This window comes from Achromobacter dolens (assembly GCF_902859745.1).
Classification (GTDB): domain Bacteria; phylum Pseudomonadota; class Gammaproteobacteria; order Burkholderiales; family Burkholderiaceae_B; genus Achromobacter; species Achromobacter dolens.
On record NZ_CADIJW010000012.1, the window covers coordinates 78,368 to 97,096 of the forward strand.

Sequence of the window (18,729 nt, forward strand, 5' to 3'; positions counted from 1 at the left end):
TCAATCCTATTAGAGCAACGCCCCGCCGGAATTGGATTGTGCAGAGGCTGTTTTAACAGTCATACGGATGCGCATGGGCGCACCCCGCAGTCGCTCTCGCGAACGACGACCAGAATTCACGGAATCGCACCTTAGTGTCAAAAATCGATTGTTGTTTTGCTCGTGGCGACACGTGGCTTAACAAGTTCTGAGTTTTTTCTGAGTGATTGGCAAGAGAATGGCGGGTACCTTCACCGCGATCCTCACATAAGGCCCCCGCGGTTATCCGAGATCGATGGCGTGGCGTCGCCCAGGTCGACGTTCAGTAGAAGCAGGGTTCCAATCACCATTCGATTGGCCCGTCACCGCCAAAAATTCAGGAAAGCCAGGGGGCCGCGTGTTTCATCGCGACGTCGCATTGCTGCGCCTGTCGCAAAAGCCAACCGCTGGCGATCTCTTGGGAATTCAGCATGTCAAAACGTGAACTCATCGGCTTTCGGCCATCCGTCGTAGCGACTGCCGTCGCTGCGGTATTCTGCACCGCTTCCGGGCCGGCACTTGCCGATCCCGTGGCTATCGCCAATGGCACTCACGACTTTTCCGGAGCGGGCCATGAAAACAACTGGATTGAACAAACGGGCGGCACCGTCAATTTGAGCAGCGGTGTGTTCGGTTCGGATGGAGCGGCGTCCGCGGTCGTAAGAGGCGGCCAGATCAACATCGGTTCGGGGGCAAACCTGAAAGGGATGGTCGCGCTGCATGGCGATGCCGACGCAAACATCGGCGTAAACGCGCGGGACCAGGTCACGATCCGGCTCGGCGTGCACACCAATGCGAACAACACGTTGGCCCTCGATAACGTGTTCTTGAATGAGGGCAGTTATGGGTCTGTGCTTTCGGTGCAAGGCACCTCGACCGCGACGACAACTGCCAGGACGCGGATCCACGGCAGTGGGGCTCAGGTCGGCGTCATTCTGACCGGCGCTTCCTCGTTGCTGATGAACGGTTCCACGATCGATGCGGAAGACAGTGCAATCAAGGTAAGAGGGGGGGGCGCGCAGGCATCATTCCTCACAATGAATGACGTGTCCTCGACGGGCGGCATAAGCGGCCTGTATGCGCAGACGAATTCGGTGGTGCAGGTCAATGGCGGGACCTTGAAGGCCAGTGGTGTCAAGGTGGATGACTTTGGCGGCGTGAACAATGCGGGTGTCTTTGCGCTTAACGATGGCGCGGCGGGCGATCCCCGCTTTAGAACTGTCGTATCGCTGTCAAACGTAGCCGTGATTGGCGAGGGCCCAAAGAGCGCTGGATTGCTCAGTCAGGCGGTGAATGGGAATGTTGAGATCGGGGTGCTGGACTCTTCGATCAAGGGCGGAAAGTATGGGGTCGTTTTTAACGTGGACCCGTTCTATGCCAAAGACTTGATGCCCGCGACCTCCACTGTCGTACTGACGGATACCACGGTGACGGCGGGGGAGGGCCCCGCGGTGTGGGTGGTGGGCAAGGGCGCAATGGCCAACATGCTTGTCCAAGGACAGAAGTCGACACTAACCGGGGCGAACGGTGTCGCGTTGCAGACCGATGCGGGGGGGCAGATCGACCTCAGGGTCGCGGACGCGAACGTCCGAGGCGACGCCATCAACAACGGGGGTATCAGCCGAATCACGCTTGACCGGGGGGCCGTCTGGCAGGGGGCTACGCAGGGCGTGACCAGGATGGACGTGAGATCCGGCGGCGTCTTCGCGCTCGGTGGCAGTTCGACCGTGTCGACGTTGGCCATGAATGGCGGCACGGTTGACCTCGGTGGCGGCGCGGGCGGCGCGTTCCATACACTGACGGTGAACGACTTGAGTGGCGGAGGGATGTTTCGGTTCGGCACGGATCTGAGCCAGCCCGCCGCGCCGGTGGGCGACAAGCTGATCGTGAAGAACCAGGCGACCGGCAGTTACCAAGTGCGGGTCGCCGATTCGGGCCGCGAGCCGGGCGGCGGCGACGCCAAGCCGCTGACGCTGGTCGAAACCGGCGGAGGAGGAGCGAAGTTTTCGCTCGACAACCCGGACGGGGTGGTCAACCAGGGCGTGTACCAGTACAGGCTTGGGCAGAACCCGCAGAACGGGAATAATTGGGAGCTTCAGCCGACCGGTCAGACGACCCCTTATACCAACAGCGTCGTCAACATCATGGGTGTTGCGCCCACGATATGGTATGGGCAACTGATGACGGTGCGGGAACGCTTTGGCGAACTGGGGTTCGAGCAGGACAGGGGCGGCGTCTGGGTGCGTCCGTACGGTACCGAATACAAGATCAAGAGCGCCTCGGGGGCCCGCTTCCAGCAGAACCAGTCTGGCGTGGCGGTGGGCGCCGACAAGGCGGTCGACTTCCTGGGAGGCAAGACCTATTTCGGTGCCTTGTTCAATTACAGCGAATCGAAGCTTGACGACAAAGCGGGCGCCAAGGGCACGGTGGACGCGTACTCTATCGGCGCCTATGCCACGTGGATGGGCCGCAATGGATACTACCTGCATGGCTTGGTGAACGCGAATCGATATATCAGCAAGGCCCGCGCCAGCACGAGCAACGGTGGCAGCGCCGATGGCTCTTTCAATACGAACGGTGTGGGGGTTTCGCTCGAAGGCGGACGTCGGTTCGATTTCGAAAATCGATGGTTTGTCCAGCCGTATGGGCAGTTGTCCGCCTTGCATATGCAGGGATCCCGGTTCAGCTTGAACAACGGCATGGATGCCAAGGGGGACAGCATGGACTCCGTCCAGGCGGCCATTGGGACGCAGGTCGGCAGGGCCTTCCGCAGCGCCAATGGTGACGTTGTCGAGCCTTACGTACGTGTCGCGGTGGTTCACGAGTTCGTCAAGAGTAACGATATATCGATCAACGATCACTCCTTCAACGCGGATTTGTCGGGGTCGCGGGTGGAGCTGGGGCTGGGCACTGCGCTGCAGATTGGCAAGCATCTCAGCGCGCATCTGGACTACGCCTATGCGAATGGCAGAAAGCTGTCGCAGCCTTTCCTTCTGAACGCAGGATTGCGCTATCAGTGGTAGCGCATTACCGCGGCGCCGGGGGGCGCCGCGTGTGAAATGCCCGGCGCGAGATACTTGCTTCGCGTCGGGCTGTTGGCGCTAGCTTTGAAGTTCGAATGTCGTGCTACTCGGTTGGCCCGCAGGGGGTTCTTGCCAATTGTCCGGGCCGGCGTAGGTGGTTTTCCAGCGCACGCTGATCTCCAATTGGTCCTTGCCAGGCGTTCTGCGCTCGAATACCAGGTCATCGCGCGTGAGCATCACGGATCCGTCTTCTCCGGTTTCGGAAATAAACGTCGCACCGTTATTCGACATTTTTGGGCCCTTGAATTTTGCGATCGACGTGTCAGTAATCGTCAATCTCAGTTTCCATTTGGGAACGGGCTTTTCGTCGCTGTTGAGATCTCCGTACCGTTCGCGTCCGAACAACTGGAATTTGGACGTTGCGAGCGTCACCTCGGGGTGACGTCTCGACAGATTGGTGCCGGTGGTCGGGAGCTTCATATGCGTGGGGACGGGAATGACTGTCCACGTCATGGGCGTGCCTTTGTGGCCCGGAACCGAAGGCGTAAGCGTCAGATCGCCGGCCAGCTTGCCGGCCTGGATGAGTCCCATTGACGTCGCGCCTGCTCCTACGACAACGTTGGTGGAATAGTGAGGCTCGAGATCAAAATGCGCACGGTCTCCCTGAACTTGTGGCGTCTTGTTCGGGCCGTCAAGGGTGACCGTGACGGTGACTTTTGCCGGCGCTTTGGTCTCCGGAGTGGTAACGACATTGACGGGCTCGCCCGAGAACACCTCCAACTGCGGCGTTATGCGCTTGCCGGTGGCAGAGAACGTAATGGCAGTGATCGCCGGCGCGACTTCGCCGTCATATACCGCGGTGGCAACCGGTCTGCCCCGGCCGATAGCCGTAAGTTTGGCGTGGCCAAGCGCCGACGTTGCGTCGGCCTTAAGATCTGTGATGGCGAGTGGCTTCGTGGCGTCGGCGGTTGTCAAGCGCTGCGCTTCACCGTCCAGAGCGACCAGGACGCCTGGGTCTCTCGACGTAACCTGCAGCGAAACGGTGGCCGCGATATCAGCGGCGGGAGCCTTGGTGGTTTTGGCGTGGAGCTTGATACCCGCCGTTGGCTTCTCTGTCGCGCCAAACGCGGCGCCCTTGTCGGCGGTTCCCTTGTCCGGGTCGAATTTGAGTGTATAGGCGGGCTTGCCGTCCTTATCGATTGGGGGAATTTGGGGCAAGGGGCTGATACGGATAACCCTGCCGTTGCCGGCCTGGTCGCTGACATAGAGCGACTCGACACTACTGGCGCTGTCAATGTGCCAGGCGACCACGGCGGGGGCAGCTTTTACGGTGCCTTGCTTCAATGCGTAATTTATCTGAACGTGGGCGGGTGGTGTCGTATCAGGGGTCGGCAATACCGCATAGATGTGTCCATCGTCCGGGTAACGGTCGTCGACGATCCAGAGGTATCCCGATTTATCGACCGCAATGCTCGATATGCTTACGGGGTCGCTCCCCGCCTTCAACGTCGCGATCAAGGCGGGTTGGGCGTTTTCGGTTGCAAGGTCCATTCGCCACAGTTCGCCATTTGTTCCGCCGATGTACAAGATGTTCCCATCGAGCGCAAGCGTTTGGCCCGCCAGATCGATCCTCCTCATATTCGCGGGCGCCGCTGCAGGTAGCGTCGCCGCCGGGATGCCGACGAGTTGCTGCTTTCCCGAGGCGCTATCCTGGGCCGTCATCCATAGGGTCTTCTTCTCCTCATGGAATACCAAGGATGACTGCAGGGCATCAGCCTTCTTGCCGATTTTTATTGTGAGGACCGGCGGGGTACCCTTGGGCTTTTCTGTATCAAAGGCGACCAGATTGCCCAGGGTATCCAGAACCCACAGATACGCTTTGGTGCTACCGAGCCCCTGATAGGCGATCGCCCCGAACTGCACGCGGGTACCCGTTGTGGCGGTGGAAACGGGAGTTTCGTAATAGATCTCGGCGTTTGCATCGGCCGCCGCTGCCACTTTGTACCGGTAGATAGTGCCGTACGTATAGTCCGAGATCCATAGCGTGTTCGCCGGGTCCAAATAGAGGCCCCGGACGATGGTGGAGGGCTTTGGCGCCGCGACCGTGGAAGGCTTGCCCAACGCGGGGCGAGGCAGCGTGAGGGTGGCCACGGTTTTCCCTGTGGCGTCCTGGCGGTACACCTTGGCCTCGAGATTCGCGTTGATATCACTGTCTGCCGCCCAAACCGTACCGTCTTGTGCCACGACAAGGTTTCTGATGTATGCCGTGGTAGCGGGCACCGCTTGGTCGTGCTGTTCGCCGGCCAATGTTACGGACAGAGGGGTTGATGTTGATGCCATTACAGGTCCTTTTTCAGAAGAAAAGACAAAGACAGCGGGAAGAAGACGTTTCGCCGCTCGAGGGGGATGCGCGTGCTGGGAAGGGGCGGTTGCTCTTCGCTCCGAAGTCAAGGGTCAAAGTAGATCGAGATAGCGCCGTCTTGCGGGGAAGGAGCCCAGGGGCCGGCATTCGTGGGATTCTTGCTCCATGCCGCGTGGATCGTGATGGTCTGATTGCGGGCGCTCGCCTGGATCTGCAGAGCCCCTGCAGGGATGCTCGCGATTCCGCTGGCGTCCGTGCGTAGAATCAAGCTGTTGCCTCCACCCGTCGAACCCTCTTTGAATTTTGCGTGCGGCGTGGCGTCGAGGCTAAGCTGGATGGCCCATTGGCCGACCGGCACGATGGAGTCGGGTTCGCCAGTTGAATCGCCTAGCGTCTTGTGCCCGGACAATCGAAAGGGAAGAACCACCCCGTCTCGCAGGGCGGCACGGATGGATATGTGTCGGGGCGTTGTGCCCCAGTCATTTGTCAACCGGTCCGGCACGGGCAGGACATGCCACGTCAACGGCTTGCCGGTGTACCCGCCTGCCGAGGGCGTTATCGTCACTTCTCCGATACGCTTGCCGGCCTGGACCGGAGGGAGTTCCCCGCCCGACACCACGGTGGCCTCCTGCCTTGGGCCGGTTAGGAAGTGGGCATTGTTTTCCGAAGCGCTTTGCGCCTTGTCGGGGCCGGCTAGCCGCAAAGTGACCCCAAGCTTGGAGTCAGGGACGGTCTTGACGTGGATCGCGGGTGCAGGGGGAAACGGTTCGCCTTGCCACGTGGACAGAGACGGCTGAGGGTCGAACGTCACGTCAGTGATGGACGGCTGCGCCTTGAGCTCCACGAAGATGCGGTGATCCGGCGGCTCGTAGTCGTCGATTTCGGCTCTGAGTCGGAATTCCCCTGAACTGGCGCCGCTTCGGACCCATACCAGTACCTCGCCATTTGCTTGCGTTTTGGCGATGGCGCCGGACTCTTTCCATACTTTGCGGTCGGCCGAGATTTCCGGTCTGGGGGAAGGCCCGCCCATGACAAAGTTGACTTCAATATTGGCCAACGCCTCTTGTGCGGGGTTTACTACCTTGAATCCTATAGGGGTGCCTGCCGTACTGACATTGACGGGGCTTGGGGTGATGAGCGAAAGCTTCTGTGCAATCGAGGAGGGCATGAGTGAAGGCCAAGAAAAATTGTGCTGGCCGATGCGGCGCCCGGTGATGGCGGCTCGGCTTTCTCGTCAAATAGATGAGGATCCGTCGCCCGTCCCGAGCTCGCGGACCCCCGCCCGCGGCGGCTGAATACCGCTCGTCTTCAGCCGCTGAGAACATCCTAACGGCCCCCATTGAGCCGTGCTAGAGCATTGGATTTCCGGAATTCCCGGCGGGCATGGCCGATTGGATATTGGGCGTGAGGTCCGATAATGGGCTGATCTATTCCGCTGCGCGGGGGCGCGCACCCCAAGCAATGCTCCCCGGCTCCGGGCACACCCAGGACCCCTGCAACCGTTCCCGGATCTGTGCCAGGCTTTGCTCCACCAGCAAAACCCCATCCCGGAACACCGGCGCCAGCGCGCCGCCAGCCACCCGCTCCGGCGTCTGCTGGTCGAGCAACAAATACCCCGTCGCCGTCTCATCGACCCGCGGCAAGCCCTAGGCCGACAATCGGGCTGCCGGTCAGGCGGGCGAAGTAGGTCAAGCGCTTGCAGTATTCGAAGGCGATGGTGGCCACGGTGGACGGCTTCCACAATTCGCAACTGAACAGCGTTTCGATGTAGGTGACCAGCCAGGCGAATTCCGGCTTGGTGTTGATGAAGGTGAGGGGCGGCACGCGGATGTCGACGCGGGCGAATGCGTCAATGTCGTGCCGATTCGTGATCCCAACTCTCGCATTGAATCGTTCAACCAATCGTTGACGCACCAGAAGCAAAACGGCCGAATCATCGGTTGTAGCCGGCTGATTGATCTACCGGTTGGCGTCGCCGGAGGTAATCACAGTTTTGGCGGTTCCTGCATTTTGCAGGAAGGTACGCAGCGCAAGGACGTGAGGATCTGCAACGACGATATGTTCGGGCATTTCCAAGTCGAGCCGTCCACGCCACAGGATGCCTCAGACAAGCGCCTGGTCGACTTTACTTACGCGCAATGCTATGGCGGTTGATGGTTTGCGGATAGCTGGGTTTCAACTATCAATCGATGACTTCGGAATGGGCTTGGAACCAGGCTGGGCTCTCGGGGCTCGCCGGTATACATGCCGCGGACGCGGCGGCGGCCCGCAAGCAACCGCCTATTATCATTATCCTTTTCAATGCAACGGATGGTCCCATGGAACAGATTTCTCATCTGCGCGACGTCATTGCGGCGAGCCAACTTCTCCAAGACGTGCAGGCGCGCGACGACTTTGTGGTTGGCAGCGTGCGGTTTCAGGCGGCGGGCGTCGATATCCATGTGAATGTCGATCCGGAGCTGGCCGACAATCCAGAAATATGTGTCGACACCCTCATCGCCAATACCCGGCGCTTTCTGGAGATGTCGGCGGATCACTGGAAGGGGCTGATCAACGACATTGCGCTGGAGGTGGAAGAGGCCGTCGGGGACGCAGAGGTGGAAGAGCCCACGGATCTGCGCGATGACCTGCGCCTGCATTCCGCGGCCATTTTTGCCGATGCGGTGTTGCTGTCGTTTATGGCGCCGCGGCAGTTTCCCGATAGCTGGGTGCGTGCGCAGCTTTGCGTGGAGCTGACACTGGAAGACGTCTCCATTGACGAGAAGGATGACATTGAGACTGTCGAATTCAATTCGCTGGATGAGCTGCTGGATAACCTGAGTTCGGACAAGGACGTGTAGTGAACGCCCGAGTTGGTTCCCTGCTTGCGGGCATAGGGCTCACTATGAACGGGAGCTTCGTGGCGGCGTCATGGCTCGGCCGGTGCGTCAACCGGACGGTTTTTTTCGGAGCATGCTCAGAGCGGCTTAGTAACTCGGTCACGGTGTGTGCGGCTCACCAGGCGCCATTTCGACAGATCTTTTGGCCGCGCTCAAATCCGGCTAGCATCGGCTGAACCGCTGTTCTATTCCGCCTCCCCGCATCCATGATGGAAGCCACCGTGACCGAACCGACCGCCACTGGACTTTCAGCCGAAGCGGCATCGCATAAGGGCAAGTTTTTCCTGATCGACGCCGGCTTACTGGGCGACGGCCGGGTTCCCGGCATGGAAATCGCCAACGAAGAGAGGCTGATCCATCCGGGGATGAATGTCATCTCGCGTCCTGACGGGATGCCAGATCAGTATCCGGCGCGTCCCCACCTGGTGCATGTGCCGCAGAAGGGCGCAATGCCCCGCGATCTGGAGGAGCTCGCCGGCATATGGATTGTGTCGGAGCCGTTGAAGCGGTTGTTTGAGCAGTTGGACGCCGAGGCGTTTGCGTTTGTGGCATGCGACTTCAGCCTTGCCGACGGCAGCCCCGGTCCTCGGTACTACCTGGGCAATGTGCTGCGCAGACTCGATGCCCTGGATGAAGCCTCTTCCCGCGTGAGAATCAAGCTCGACCACAATTATCAGACCGGCGAGGACGAGGAGCTTTATAGCCTCGTCGGCGGCGCCAGTTTGGTGTTCAAGCCGGATGTCGTGGGAGATGCCCATATCTTCCGCCAGGACCGCATGGGGGCACCTCCCATCTGTGACCGTGCGATGTTTGACGCATTGAGCGCGGCCAACTTCTCGGGTGTACGGCTGCGTGATGTCGCCGACATTTGGTGACCCTGATCCGTATCACTGGGTCAGGGGCCGGGTCATGGCTACGCCACTGAAAGTTGCCATGGCGTTGCTTTAGAGCGGGCATCGCGTTCGGCTGACGCTGTCACTCGCTGCCCGCCTGTGCGCTTGTTGCGCGCCAGGCCTCGCGCTGTTCCGCCCATTTCAACATCGCGTCGAGCGCGGGGCACAACGCTTGTCCCCACTCAGTCAGTCGGTACTCGACTTTCGGGGGGATCTGTGGGTACACCTTTCGCGCCACGATGCCGTCCGACTCCAACTGTCGAAGTTGCTGCGCCAGCATCTTCTGCGAGATGCCCGGGATCAATTTCTCGAAATCCGAGTATCGCTGCACCTTGCCGTCAAAAAGATGGAACAGGATGATGAGTTTCCAGCGGCCTTCCAGTAGGCGAATGACTTGCTCGACGCCGACAGCAGCACTGGCGGGGGTGTGTGTCGTTCCCATGAGTACGTTACTTACTTTTAAGTGCGTTCTTGATGAAAGGATAGTCTAAGTTGAGAATCGCTGTATTGCTTCGACGCCATCCAGACCTGGAAACACGCGCGAAACGCAAAATTTGAGTACACGGTTGAGCCGGTCAGTTTCAGCCCGGTCCGCCTGGACCATGTGTTTCATCTGGTCGCCGACAAAATTCATTCGCTGGAGATTGGTTGATGTCTATGAATTTGGAATTGCAGGACAAGCGTGTCCTCGTCACGGCTGGCACCAAGGGTGTCGGAAAAGCCGTTGTCGCCCTGTTTCGCCAACTCGGCGCCAAGGTGCTTACTGTCGCACGGGAAGCCCCGGACGAGTCGCCAGCGAATGTGTTCGTAGCGGCGGATCTGACCACGGCTGAAGGCTGCGCCCGCGTCGCCGAGGCAGTCCAGAACAATTTTGGCGGCGTCGACATCATTGTGCACGTTGTGGGCGGATCCACGGCCCCCGGCGGAGGTTTTGCAGCACTTGGGGAAGACGTATGGCAGCACGAATTAAACCTCAACCTCTTGCCCGCCGTTCGCTTGGATCGCGCACTGTTGCCAAGCATGTTGGCACAAGGCGCTGGGGTAATCATCCATGTCACCTCGATCCAGCGTGAGCTTCCGTTGCCGGAATCCACCACGGCCTACGCTGCGGCCAAGGCCGCGCTGTCGACGTATAGCAAGAGCCTTTCGAAAGAAGTTTCCAGGCAGGGGGTGCGTGTCGTCCGGGTGGCGCCGGGATGGATTGAAACCGAGGCATCCGTGGCTCTGGCCGAGAGGCTGGCCGCGCAGGCGGGTACGGACTATGAAGGCGGCAAGAAAATTATCATGGATTCCCTGGGTGGCATTCCGCTGGGACGTCCTGCCAAGCCCGCCGAAGTGGCAGACCTGATCGCATTCCTGGCGTCGCCTCGCGCCGCAACGATCACCGGGACGGAGTATGTGATTGACGGGGGCACCATTCCTACCGTTTAGCAGGATGGCCTCGAGAGCGGGCCTGCGTTCTGCGGGCTTGGTGCCGTCTCGAGTGACCGGCATCGATCAAGCCCATAGTCGATACACCCAGAAAGACTCATCCTCCGCGAATCGTCGCGCGAATTCGCACGGCGAAAAACCCGTGATGCGCTTCACCGCGCGGCTCAAATGGGCTTGGTCAGCAAAGCCTTCGTCGTGGGCGATCGCGGCCCAATCCAGAGAGCCGTCGGCTTCGAACTTTGCGCGGGCATTAAAGAACAAGCCTTCGGTCTTGACGAGGGATTGCCATTCTCGCAGGGAGCGGCCGCTGTATGCCTTGATACGCCGCTCCACGTGACGCGGACTGTGCGATCGCCGCCATTCGTAAGCGAGCCAGGAGAGCCGCGTGACCCACTGACGTCCAGCGCCGCGAAGCGAGGGAAGCACCGAGCCAGAATGGCCGGATGAACGCCAGCGTGGCGCGATATGACGCCGAATCGCGGCGAGCGCGGCCGCTTCGCTGTCTGCTGCCAGTATCGATTCGAGTGGCGCATGCCATGAGCTATCAAGCAAATCGCGAGCATCGACGATCGCGTCCTGAATGACGGACAGGTCGATTTGGAACAATGCTTGTGCCGCGCCCGCGTCCAGGCAGATCATTGCGGTGCGACCGCCGTCCGGCGCCCAACTGGCGGTGGGGGTCGAATGGCTGCCCGACAAGACGATCGGGGATTCGAGCGGCCGCCACCTGGGTCCGCTCTCTGTTTGTGCGATTCGACCCGCCTTGACGTCTTGAAACCACGTCAGGCTCACCAGGGGGGAGGCGGGAAGGTGCGTTAGACGTTGTGCGTCGCTCAGACCGGCCCCGCGTGTATCGCGCCATAGGATCGCGGCGACTGCTCCTTGCAAGCCTGGCGGGGCGACATGAAGGCGGCTGTGCGGGAGACAGGCGCCGCGCGTCGCCAACGGCGCGCGGCTCAGTGGGTCAGGGCAAGGCAAGCAGGCTGGCGTCAGATCCATGAGCGCGCAGTATAGATGTGCGGGGTGCGACTGTCGATGTCGTTTGCGTTCAAGAGAAATCGTGGCGTCTGGCCGAGAATCGGGTCAATAACCACCAGGAATCTTGACACAATGAGTGCGTCACCAGAACCTCGATGCCCGATCCGTCGCAACGTGCCAACGACAGCTCCCGCAGCCGGCTCTGCGGGGAAATGGCCTCCTGGTCCGGAGGCCGGTCTGACTGGCTGGAAGCTGCTGAGAGCCATGGCACGGGACTTGCCGGGTTCTTTGGCGGCGTGGCGCAATGCGTACGGTGACGTCGTGCACCTTCGTATCTGGCCGGAGCATGATGTGGTTGTCACCGATCCCCTCCTGGCGCGAGAGCTTCTGGTCAGTCATCATGATGCCTTGATCCGCTGGGAGCGCGGCGTCCGCGTGTTTTCGCAAGTACATGGCCATAGCGTACTGACCGCGGAAGGAGAGACTTGGCGCGCTCGCCGCCACGCGCTGCTTCCCAGTTTTTCTCCCAAGGCCGTGCAGCGCCTTTCCCCGATCATTGTCAACGCCGCAAGCAGCGCATTCGAGCAGTGGCCGGCAGACCACCCCAATTGGCCTATTGAGAGAGCGCTCACGACCTTGGCCATGGACGTGATACTCCGGTTGGCGTTCTCAAGCAGCATTGGCGACGATGTGCGCGCTATCGAGCGCGCAATACGCGTGACGAGCGAATCCACCAATGCCGAGTTCTATTGGCCGATCAGCATGCCGGACTGGATGCCTTGGAAGGGAAAGAAACGGCGCGCGCTGAAGACGCTGAAGAACATGATCGATCGGCATATACAGCGTCGCTTGATGATGGCGCCCGCGGCCTGGCCCGATGACCTGCTGACCCGACTGTTGCAATCGCGTGAAGATGAATCGGAGCTATCTCTTCAGAATGTGCGCGATGAGTGCATGACCACGTTTCTCGCGGGCCACGAAACGACAGCGGCGACATTGGTGTGGTGGGCATGGTGTATGGCATCCAATCCCGAGGCGCAGGGCTTGGCGCGGGACGAGCTGCGGCGTGTGCTGCAAGGCAATGCGCCCAGCGTCGAGGCATGTCGGGAAGCCAGCTATCTGGTCCAGACGATCAAGGAGGCGATGAGGCTCTACCCGGTGGCGCCACTGCTCATGAGCCGCCGCGCGACACGCGCCATTGAGCTGGGCAACTGGATATTTCCCGCCCGTACGCTTTTCATGATCCCCGTGCATTCCCTGCATCATGACCCAAGATGGTTTCCCGAGCCGGAAGCGTTCCGGCCCGAGCGTTTCGCCCACGATGCCCCGGATCCGCCCCGCGGCGCCTACCTTCCTTTTGGCGCGGGACCACGGGTATGTCTTGGGCAGCACCTGGCAATGGCTGAAATGACGGTGCTTGCCTCCATACTTTTGCTTCGCTTGGAGCTGTCGGTGCCAAGCGGCGCCGCGCCGCCACGTCCCGTACTCAACGTGACCCTACGGCCGGACCAACCCATGCACTTGGCCATTCGCCAGATCAACGCCCATACCGACTAGCCGGCGAAGGTGCTGATTGCGCGCCGACCGGATGGGGCCGAGGGATCGCCCTGGGCAATGAACCTTTACCGCTGAAGGGGAGGAACCTCGCGTGCGCGTCGGTGGCACGACCATGCGCGGGCGCTTATATTTATAGGCAGCGGCGCGGACACGGCGGCGCCGGCGTACAACTGCCGTATCGCCATTTTGGTTTCGCAGGCATGGTTTTGCCGCCTTCGAGCCGAAAGGCGCGGGGCAGGCGCCTTGGTAGGCCCGCCGACCGTTCCTTCTTTGGGGAAGTGCGCGGCCGATCGGGTATTCTTGCGGCTGTTCACGCGAAGGAGCGCCATCCTGTCACCGCAGAAATCGATTCGTCGGGACCTGGCGATCCTCTGGTTCTCGATCGCCATCGTCGCGCTGGTGCTGGCGGGCCTGCTGGTGACACTCAGCCGCCAGGGCGCCAGTTCCCAGGTCGCTCGTGCGCGCGACCTGGCGGCGGTCAGTTGCGAGGCCTTGCGCGCTGGCGCGGGGCGCCTGCAACAGTTCGGCGCGGCCAGCCCGCAAGCAGAGGCGTCCGGCCTGCCGGGCGCCCAGGCCATCCTCGATCTGGCCTTGCGGGACCGCCCCGGTGTGGAAGGCGGCTTCTGGCGGCCGGGCGCCGGGGTGGTCGCCTATGCCTTTCCCACCTATGACGGCACCGGCATCAAGCGTGACCCGCCCAGCGCGGAGCTGGAGCGCATCGGCGCCACGGCGCAGCGCGCGCTGGATGCGGCCGAGCTGGTGACCGACATGCGTCCCGGCCTGCGTGAAGCCGTGGTCTTCGCCGCCTGTCCCGCCGACACGCCGAATGACCCGCTCGCCGCCTGGACCCTGACGCGCGTGCCGCTGATCGGCGGCGACGTGATCAATGCGCTGATCCTGGCGGTCAGCCTGTTGCTGGGCATGGTCGTGGTATCGGGCCTCTGGCTCGGCCGCACTTTCGTTCGCTGGCGCCGACAATCCGACGACATGCAGCGCCAACTGCAGCAGGCCGAACGGCTCGCCACATTGGGGCGCATGTCCGCGGGCCTGGCCCACGAGATCCGCAACCCCCTCGGCACCATGCGCATGAAAGTCGAGAACGCGCTGGCGGCGCCCGGGCCGGTCCGGGAGGCGCGCGTGGCTGGCGCCCTCGAGGCGGTGCTGGCACAGACCGAGCGCCTCGAATCGCTGGTGGCCAGCCTGCTGGCCCTGACTCAGCCGTTTCGCGTCGAGCGCCAGGTGCTTGATCTGACCGCCTTCCTGAAGGAGCGGGCGCAGACGCATGCGGCGATGGCGCAGAAATCCGGCATCCGGCTGACGACGGTGGCCCGTGACGTATCCGGCGCGCGCGCGTGGTTCGATCCGGCGCAGATGGCGCGGGCGTTCGACAACCTGCTGCTGAACGCGCTGGCGCACACGGGCGACGGGGGGAGCATCGAGCTTGGCGCCGGCCGCAGTCCGCGCGGCGCCTTGTTGTTGTGGGTCGCCGATGATGGCGCCGGCGTGCCGGAAGCATTGCGCGAAACCCTGTTCGAGCCGTTCGCCACGGCCCGCGCGGGCGGATCCGGCCTGGGGCTTGCCCTGGTGCGGGAAATCGTCCAGGCGCACGGCGGGCAGGTCCGGTTGGCGGGGACCGCGCGGGGCGCCCGCATTGAGATGGAGCTGCCATGGCCCGCATCCTGATCGTCGACGACGACGCGGCGTTTCGCGACAGCCTGACCGAGACGCTGCAAGACCTGGGGCATACGGTGTTGCAGGCCTCGTCGACCCTCGCGGGCCTGAACCGCCTGCGCACCGAGGCCGTGGATCTGGCCATCGTCGATCTGCGCATGCCGGGCGATGACGGGTTGGCGTTCCTGCACAAGGCGTCCGAGCTGTCGCCGGTCCCCTGCATCATGCTGACCGCCTATGCGAGCGGCGCCAACACGATCGACGCCATGCGCCTGGGGGCATTCGACCACCTGACCAAGCCGGTGGCGCGGGCCGCCCTGGTGGAGACGCTGGATCGGGCGTTGAGCAGCGTGGCGGCGGCCGGCGATGACGCTGCCAGCGCCGACGCCGCGCCGGTCGACGACTTCGAGCTGGTCAGCGGCAGCGCCGCCATGCGCGAGGTCTTCAAGCGCATCGGCATGGCGGCGCGCGGCGATGCCACGGTGCTGATCCTGGGCGAAACGGGCACGGGCAAGGAGCTGGTGGCCCGCGCGCTGCATCGCAGCAGCGCGCGGGCGGCGCGGCCTTTCGTCGCCGTCAATTGCGCCGCCATTCCAGACGAACTCATGGAAAGCGAGCTGTTCGGCCACCTCAAAGGGGCGTTTACCGGCGCCATCAGCGATCGCGCTGGACGTTTTCGCGAGGCCGAGGGCGGCACGCTGTTTCTCGATGAGATCGGCGATATGCCGCTGGCGACGCAGGCCAAGATCCTGCGCGTGTTGCAGGAACGGGAAATCACCCCCATCGGGGGGGCGCGTGTCGTGCCCGTGAACGTGCGTATCGTCGCCGCGACCCACCGCGATCTGCCGGCGGCGGTCGCGGCGGGGCGGTTCCGCGAGGATCTCTGGTATCGGCTGCAGGTGGTGCCGATCGCGTTGCCGCCGCTGCGCGAGCGGTTGGGCGATGTGGTGCTGCTGGCCGAGCATTTCCTGAGGCGTATCGGCGCAGGCTCGCCCAAGCGCCTTTCCAGCGCGGCCGCGCAGCGGCTGCTGGCGCATGCCTGGCCCGGCAACGTGCGCGAACTGCGCAATGCCATGGAGCGCGCGGCGGTGCTTTGCCGCGGCACCACCATCGGCCCCGAGCATATCGGCCTGCCATCCTTGCACGCCACGCAGGAGGCCCAGGGCGGTATCGCCCTGGATGGCCCGCTGGCTGACGCGGTGGCGGCACTGGAGCGCGCCATGATCCGACGCGCCTTGGCGGCCACGGCCGGCAATCGCGCCGAGGCCGCGCGCCGGCTCGGCCTGTCGCGCCAGCAGCTCTACCGAAAGTTGGCCGAGCACGGCCTGGAATGAGGTGTCCGGCCCTGTGACGCCGTGGTGTCACAGGATCGGACGCCGCGGGGCCGTCGGGCGGCGCAACTCATTGATTTGCAGGGAACTCCTTGTTGGCACACGGTTTGCATGGAAACCGGTGTGTTCACTGCCGGTGCAAGGAGTCCATCATGTCTCGATCCGCATTCGCCCTTTTCGCCCTCGCCGCGGCCGTTGTCGCGGGCATGGCCTGCGCCGCGCCGCCGCCTGCGGGCGCGACGCCAACGCCTGCTGGCGCGACGCCGCCGCCCCTTGGCGCGATGCCGCCGCCCGCGCCCGACGCCGCCGCGTCGACGGTGGCGCAGGGACAAGTCCAGCGCCTGCTGATGAACCCTTATGGCGAGGTCGACGGCCTCCGGCTGGTCGATGGCACCGTGGCGCGGTTCCCGCCGCATCTGTCCCAGGCGCTCAGCGCCGCCGTCAAACCTGGCGACGCCGTTCGCATCATCGGCCGCCCGCAATCGCGCGGCAACGTCAAGGCCGATGCCATCGTCAACACCACCAGCGGCCAGACCGTCTACGACCAGCCGCCGGCGCCGGATACGGGACGGCCGCTGCCGCCGCACCTGCGCGCGCAGGCGTTGCGGCCGCAGCGGGTCGAAGGCCAGGTCGATACCGTGCTGACCGGCCCGCGCGGTGAAGCCAACGGCGTCATCCTGACCGATGGCAGCATCGTCCGCTTCCCGCCGGAAAGCCTGCGTCTATCGGTGCTGCCCGGAGCCTCCTTCGCCGCCGATGGCCTGGGGACGCGCAACGCCCTGGGCACGTCGCTGGAGGCGATCCGCATGGGCACCAGCCTGTCGGCGCTGCAACCCCTGTACGACCGCGCTCCCTGACCGCCGTCGCGCCCATTCGGACCGAACCGCTGCGCCGATCGCCGGCGGCTTCTCCGTCATCCGCCCGAGAACCCTGAAGATGTCCCCCAAATTCTTGCCCGTCGCGCTGTTGCTGGTCTCCAACGTGTTCATGACGTTCGCCTGGTATGGGCACCTCAAGTTCGGCGAGCGTCCGCTGTATGTCGTCGTCCTGGCCAGTTGGCTGATCGCCTTCGCCGAATACTGCTTCGCGGTGCCGGCGAACCGCATCGGACACGCCGTCTACAGCGCCGCCGAACTCAAGACCATGCAGGAAGTCATCACGTTGACGGTGTTCGCCGTGTTCTCGGTGTTCTACCTTGGTGAACGGCTGACGCTCAATCACCTGGTCGGCTTCGGCTGCATCGGACTGGGCGCGTTCTTCGTTTTCAAGGGCCCGTTGCCTTAGGACGCGATCATGTCGATTCCGAAAGCGGATAACGACCCGCGGCGCTGGCTCGCCGGCGTCAATTTCTTCCTGGCTGATGTGCGTGACGGCCTGGGCCCGTTCCTGGGCGTTTTCCTGCTGGGCCATGGCTGGCAAGCCGATGCCATCGGTTACCTGATGACGGCGGCCGGTCTGGCGGGCATGCTGGCCACGACGCCGATGGGCGCGTGGGTGGACGCGTCCCGCCGCAAGCGCGGCTTGCTCGCCGGCGCCACCTTGGCGCTGATCGCCTGCAACGTGGCGCTGTGGGCGATGCCCGTCGCCAGTGTCGCGGCCGCGACGCAGGTCCTGGCCGCCATCATCGGCGCGCTGTTTGCGCCTGCCATCATGGGGCTCACGCTGGGTCTGGTCGGCCCGCGCGGCCTGCCGCGGCAGCTTGGCTTGAACGAGGCCTGGAATCATGCGGGAAACGTGGTGGCCGCGGCACTGGCCGGCCTGGCGGGCTACCGCTGGGGGCTGTCCGCCGTCTTCGTATTGATGATGATCGTGCCGTGTGGCGCGTTTCTCTGCCTGGCCCGCATCCGGCCGTCCGCGATCGATCATGAGGTCGCTCGCGGCGCGGCGCCGAGCGCGCGGCCCCAGGCATCCCAGGCACAAGTGCCGACGATCTGGCAGGTGCTGTCGCGCTCGAAGGCGCTGCGCCTGCTGGCGCTCGTCATGATGCTGTTCCATCTCGGCAACGCGGCCATGCTGCCGCTGCTGGGGCAGGCCGCCACCTCGCGTGGGGAGGCCGATCCCAGCGCCTACACGGCGTTGACCATCATCGTGGCGCAACTGGTGATGATCCCGGTAGCGTTGCTGGCGGGGCGCTACGCCCGTCGGTACGGCTATTGGCGGATTCTGACGCTGGCCTGCGCTGTCCTGCCCGTGCGGGGATTGCTGGCCGCCACGTTGCCGCCGACCTGCGCCCTGGTGCCGGTGCAGATGATGGATGGCGTCGCCGCGGGCCTGGTGGGCGTGGCGCTGCCCGGCCTGGTGGCATCGATCCTGCGCGGGAGCGGACATGTCAATGCCGGGTTGGGCGCCGTCATGGCCGTCCAGGGCGTCGGCGCGGCGCTCAGCCCGGCATTGGCCGGCTGGGTGGCGCAGCGCTTTGGCTATGGGCCGGCGTTCATTGCGCTGAGCGTGGTCGCGGCCGTATCGTTGGGACTGATCGTGACGCATCGGGCCGAATGCGGGGACGCCCGATCCGCCAGGGCAGGACGAGTCCCCGACGTACACTCTTCATATTGAACATGCTGGTCCCTGGGGCGGGAGAGTACG

The 18,729-nt window shown here is 63.3% G+C and carries 16 protein-coding genes; 11 read left to right on the forward strand and 5 right to left on the reverse strand.

All coding sequences use genetic code 11. The features are described 5' to 3' along the window. Window positions 1–449 precede the first annotated feature (449 nt). Window positions 450–3,041, forward strand: coding sequence for an autotransporter outer membrane beta-barrel domain-containing protein (locus tag HV783_RS11900; protein WP_175189200.1), 2,592 nt, complete (start codon window positions 450–452; stop codon window positions 3,039–3,041). A gap of 78 nt (window positions 3,042–3,119) precedes the next feature. Here HV783_RS11900 and HV783_RS11905 read toward each other — a convergent pair whose 3' ends face one another. From HV783_RS11905 to HV783_RS11915, 3 genes are all read right to left on the reverse strand, one after another. After that, window positions 3,120–5,381, reverse strand: a complete 2,262-nt coding sequence (locus tag HV783_RS11905) for an NHL repeat-containing protein (protein WP_175189201.1) — start codon at window positions 5,379–5,381, stop codon at window positions 3,120–3,122. Window positions 5,382–5,488: 107 nt separating this feature from the next. Beyond that, window positions 5,489–6,571, reverse strand: a complete 1,083-nt coding sequence (locus tag HV783_RS11910; RefSeq protein WP_175189202.1) for a hypothetical protein — start codon at window positions 6,569–6,571, stop codon at window positions 5,489–5,491. Window positions 6,572–7,029: 458 nt separating this feature from the next. Beyond that, window positions 7,030–7,227, reverse strand: coding sequence for a hypothetical protein (locus tag HV783_RS11915; protein WP_254603883.1), 198 nt, complete (start codon window positions 7,225–7,227; stop codon window positions 7,030–7,032). Between the two features lie 33 nt (window positions 7,228–7,260). On the opposite strand from HV783_RS11915, the gene HV783_RS11920 reads away from it, so the two are divergent. From HV783_RS11920 to HV783_RS11930, 3 genes are all read left to right on the forward strand, one after another. Next, window positions 7,261–7,557 carry a hypothetical protein gene (locus tag HV783_RS11920; protein ID WP_254603884.1) on the forward strand — a complete coding sequence of 99 codons (297 nt, stop codon included), beginning with the start codon at window positions 7,261–7,263 and terminating at the stop codon, window positions 7,555–7,557. Window positions 7,558–7,721: 164 nt separating this feature from the next. Then, on the forward strand, window positions 7,722–8,243 hold the full coding sequence (locus HV783_RS11925) for a cytochrome C5 (RefSeq protein WP_175189203.1): 522 nt from the start codon (window positions 7,722–7,724) through the stop codon (window positions 8,241–8,243). A gap of 260 nt (window positions 8,244–8,503) precedes the next feature. Beyond that, complete coding sequence (locus HV783_RS11930) at window positions 8,504–9,157, forward strand: imm11 family protein (protein WP_254603885.1); 654 nt, start codon at window positions 8,504–8,506, stop codon at window positions 9,155–9,157. Window positions 9,158–9,257: 100 nt separating this feature from the next. Here the strand turns inward: HV783_RS11930 and HV783_RS11935 are convergent, their stop codons facing one another. Continuing rightward, window positions 9,258–9,617: a winged helix-turn-helix transcriptional regulator gene (locus tag HV783_RS11935; protein ID WP_175189205.1), complete on the reverse strand. Its 360-nt coding sequence runs from the start codon at window positions 9,615–9,617 to the stop codon at window positions 9,258–9,260. A 209-nt stretch (window positions 9,618–9,826) separates the two neighbouring features. On the opposite strand from HV783_RS11935, the gene HV783_RS11940 reads away from it, so the two are divergent. After that, complete coding sequence (locus HV783_RS11940) at window positions 9,827–10,606, forward strand: SDR family oxidoreductase (RefSeq protein WP_175189206.1); 780 nt, start codon at window positions 9,827–9,829, stop codon at window positions 10,604–10,606. Between the two features lie 66 nt (window positions 10,607–10,672). On the opposite strand, the gene HV783_RS29470 is transcribed toward HV783_RS11940, so the two are convergent. Beyond that, window positions 10,673–11,245, reverse strand: coding sequence for a helix-turn-helix domain-containing protein (locus tag HV783_RS29470; RefSeq protein WP_254603886.1), 573 nt, complete (start codon window positions 11,243–11,245; stop codon window positions 10,673–10,675). A 471-nt stretch (window positions 11,246–11,716) separates the two neighbouring features. On the opposite strand from HV783_RS29470, the gene HV783_RS11950 reads away from it, so the two are divergent. The 6 genes from HV783_RS11950 to HV783_RS11975 all read left to right on the forward strand — a co-directional run bounded on the left by HV783_RS11950 (window position 11,717) and on the right by HV783_RS11975 (window position 18,699). Further along, window positions 11,717–13,141 carry a cytochrome P450 gene (locus HV783_RS11950; RefSeq protein WP_175189208.1) on the forward strand — a complete coding sequence of 475 codons (1,425 nt, stop codon included), beginning with the start codon at window positions 11,717–11,719 and terminating at the stop codon, window positions 13,139–13,141. A 306-nt stretch (window positions 13,142–13,447) separates the two neighbouring features. Then, complete coding sequence (locus tag HV783_RS11955) at window positions 13,448–14,824, forward strand: sensor histidine kinase (RefSeq protein WP_437341320.1); 1,377 nt, start codon at window positions 13,448–13,450, stop codon at window positions 14,822–14,824. Next, the gene (locus HV783_RS11960) at window positions 14,809–16,146 is read left to right on the forward strand and encodes a sigma-54-dependent transcriptional regulator (protein ID WP_054500733.1); all 1,338 of its coding nucleotides are present in this window, start codon (window positions 14,809–14,811) and stop codon (window positions 16,144–16,146) included. The genes HV783_RS11955 and HV783_RS11960 overlap by 16 nt, the downstream gene beginning before the upstream one ends. A gap of 149 nt (window positions 16,147–16,295) precedes the next feature. Further along, entirely contained in the window at window positions 16,296–17,000 is a 705-nt protein-coding gene (locus HV783_RS11965; RefSeq protein WP_240806438.1) for a hypothetical protein, read from the forward strand. Between the two features lie 79 nt (window positions 17,001–17,079). Continuing rightward, window positions 17,080–17,427: a DMT family protein gene (locus tag HV783_RS11970; protein WP_054500735.1), complete on the forward strand. Its 348-nt coding sequence runs from the start codon at window positions 17,080–17,082 to the stop codon at window positions 17,425–17,427. Between the two features lie 9 nt (window positions 17,428–17,436). Next, the gene (locus HV783_RS11975) at window positions 17,437–18,699 is read left to right on the forward strand and encodes an MFS transporter (protein WP_175189209.1); all 1,263 of its coding nucleotides are present in this window, start codon (window positions 17,437–17,439) and stop codon (window positions 18,697–18,699) included. Window positions 18,700–18,729: the final 30 nt, after the last annotated feature.

Bases quoted from the DNA above. Each gene is read 5' to 3' on its own strand.
- HV783_RS11900 (WP_175189200.1), top strand. From the start codon at position 450: ATGTCAAAACGTGAACTCATCGGCTTTCGGCCATCCGTCGTAGCGACT.
- HV783_RS11905 (WP_175189201.1), bottom strand. From the start codon at position 5,381: ATGGCATCAACATCAACCCCTCTGTCCGTAACATTGGCCGGCGAACAG.
- HV783_RS11910 (WP_175189202.1), bottom strand. From the start codon at position 6,571: ATGCCCTCCTCGATTGCACAGAAGCTTTCGCTCATCACCCCAAGCCCC.
- HV783_RS11925 (WP_175189203.1), top strand. From the start codon at position 7,722: ATGGAACAGATTTCTCATCTGCGCGACGTCATTGCGGCGAGCCAACTT.
- HV783_RS11935 (WP_175189205.1), bottom strand. From the start codon at position 9,617: ATGGGAACGACACACACCCCCGCCAGTGCTGCTGTCGGCGTCGAGCAA.
- HV783_RS11940 (WP_175189206.1), top strand. From the start codon at position 9,827: ATGTCTATGAATTTGGAATTGCAGGACAAGCGTGTCCTCGTCACGGCT.
- HV783_RS29470 (WP_254603886.1), bottom strand. From the start codon at position 11,245: ATGATCTGCCTGGACGCGGGCGCGGCACAAGCATTGTTCCAAATCGAC.
- HV783_RS11950 (WP_175189208.1), top strand. From the start codon at position 11,717: ATGAGTGCGTCACCAGAACCTCGATGCCCGATCCGTCGCAACGTGCCA.
- HV783_RS11960 (WP_054500733.1), top strand. From the start codon at position 14,809: ATGGCCCGCATCCTGATCGTCGACGACGACGCGGCGTTTCGCGACAGC.
- HV783_RS11965 (WP_240806438.1), top strand. From the start codon at position 16,296: ATGTCTCGATCCGCATTCGCCCTTTTCGCCCTCGCCGCGGCCGTTGTC.
- HV783_RS11970 (WP_054500735.1), top strand. From the start codon at position 17,080: ATGTCCCCCAAATTCTTGCCCGTCGCGCTGTTGCTGGTCTCCAACGTG.
- HV783_RS11975 (WP_175189209.1), top strand. From the start codon at position 17,437: ATGTCGATTCCGAAAGCGGATAACGACCCGCGGCGCTGGCTCGCCGGC.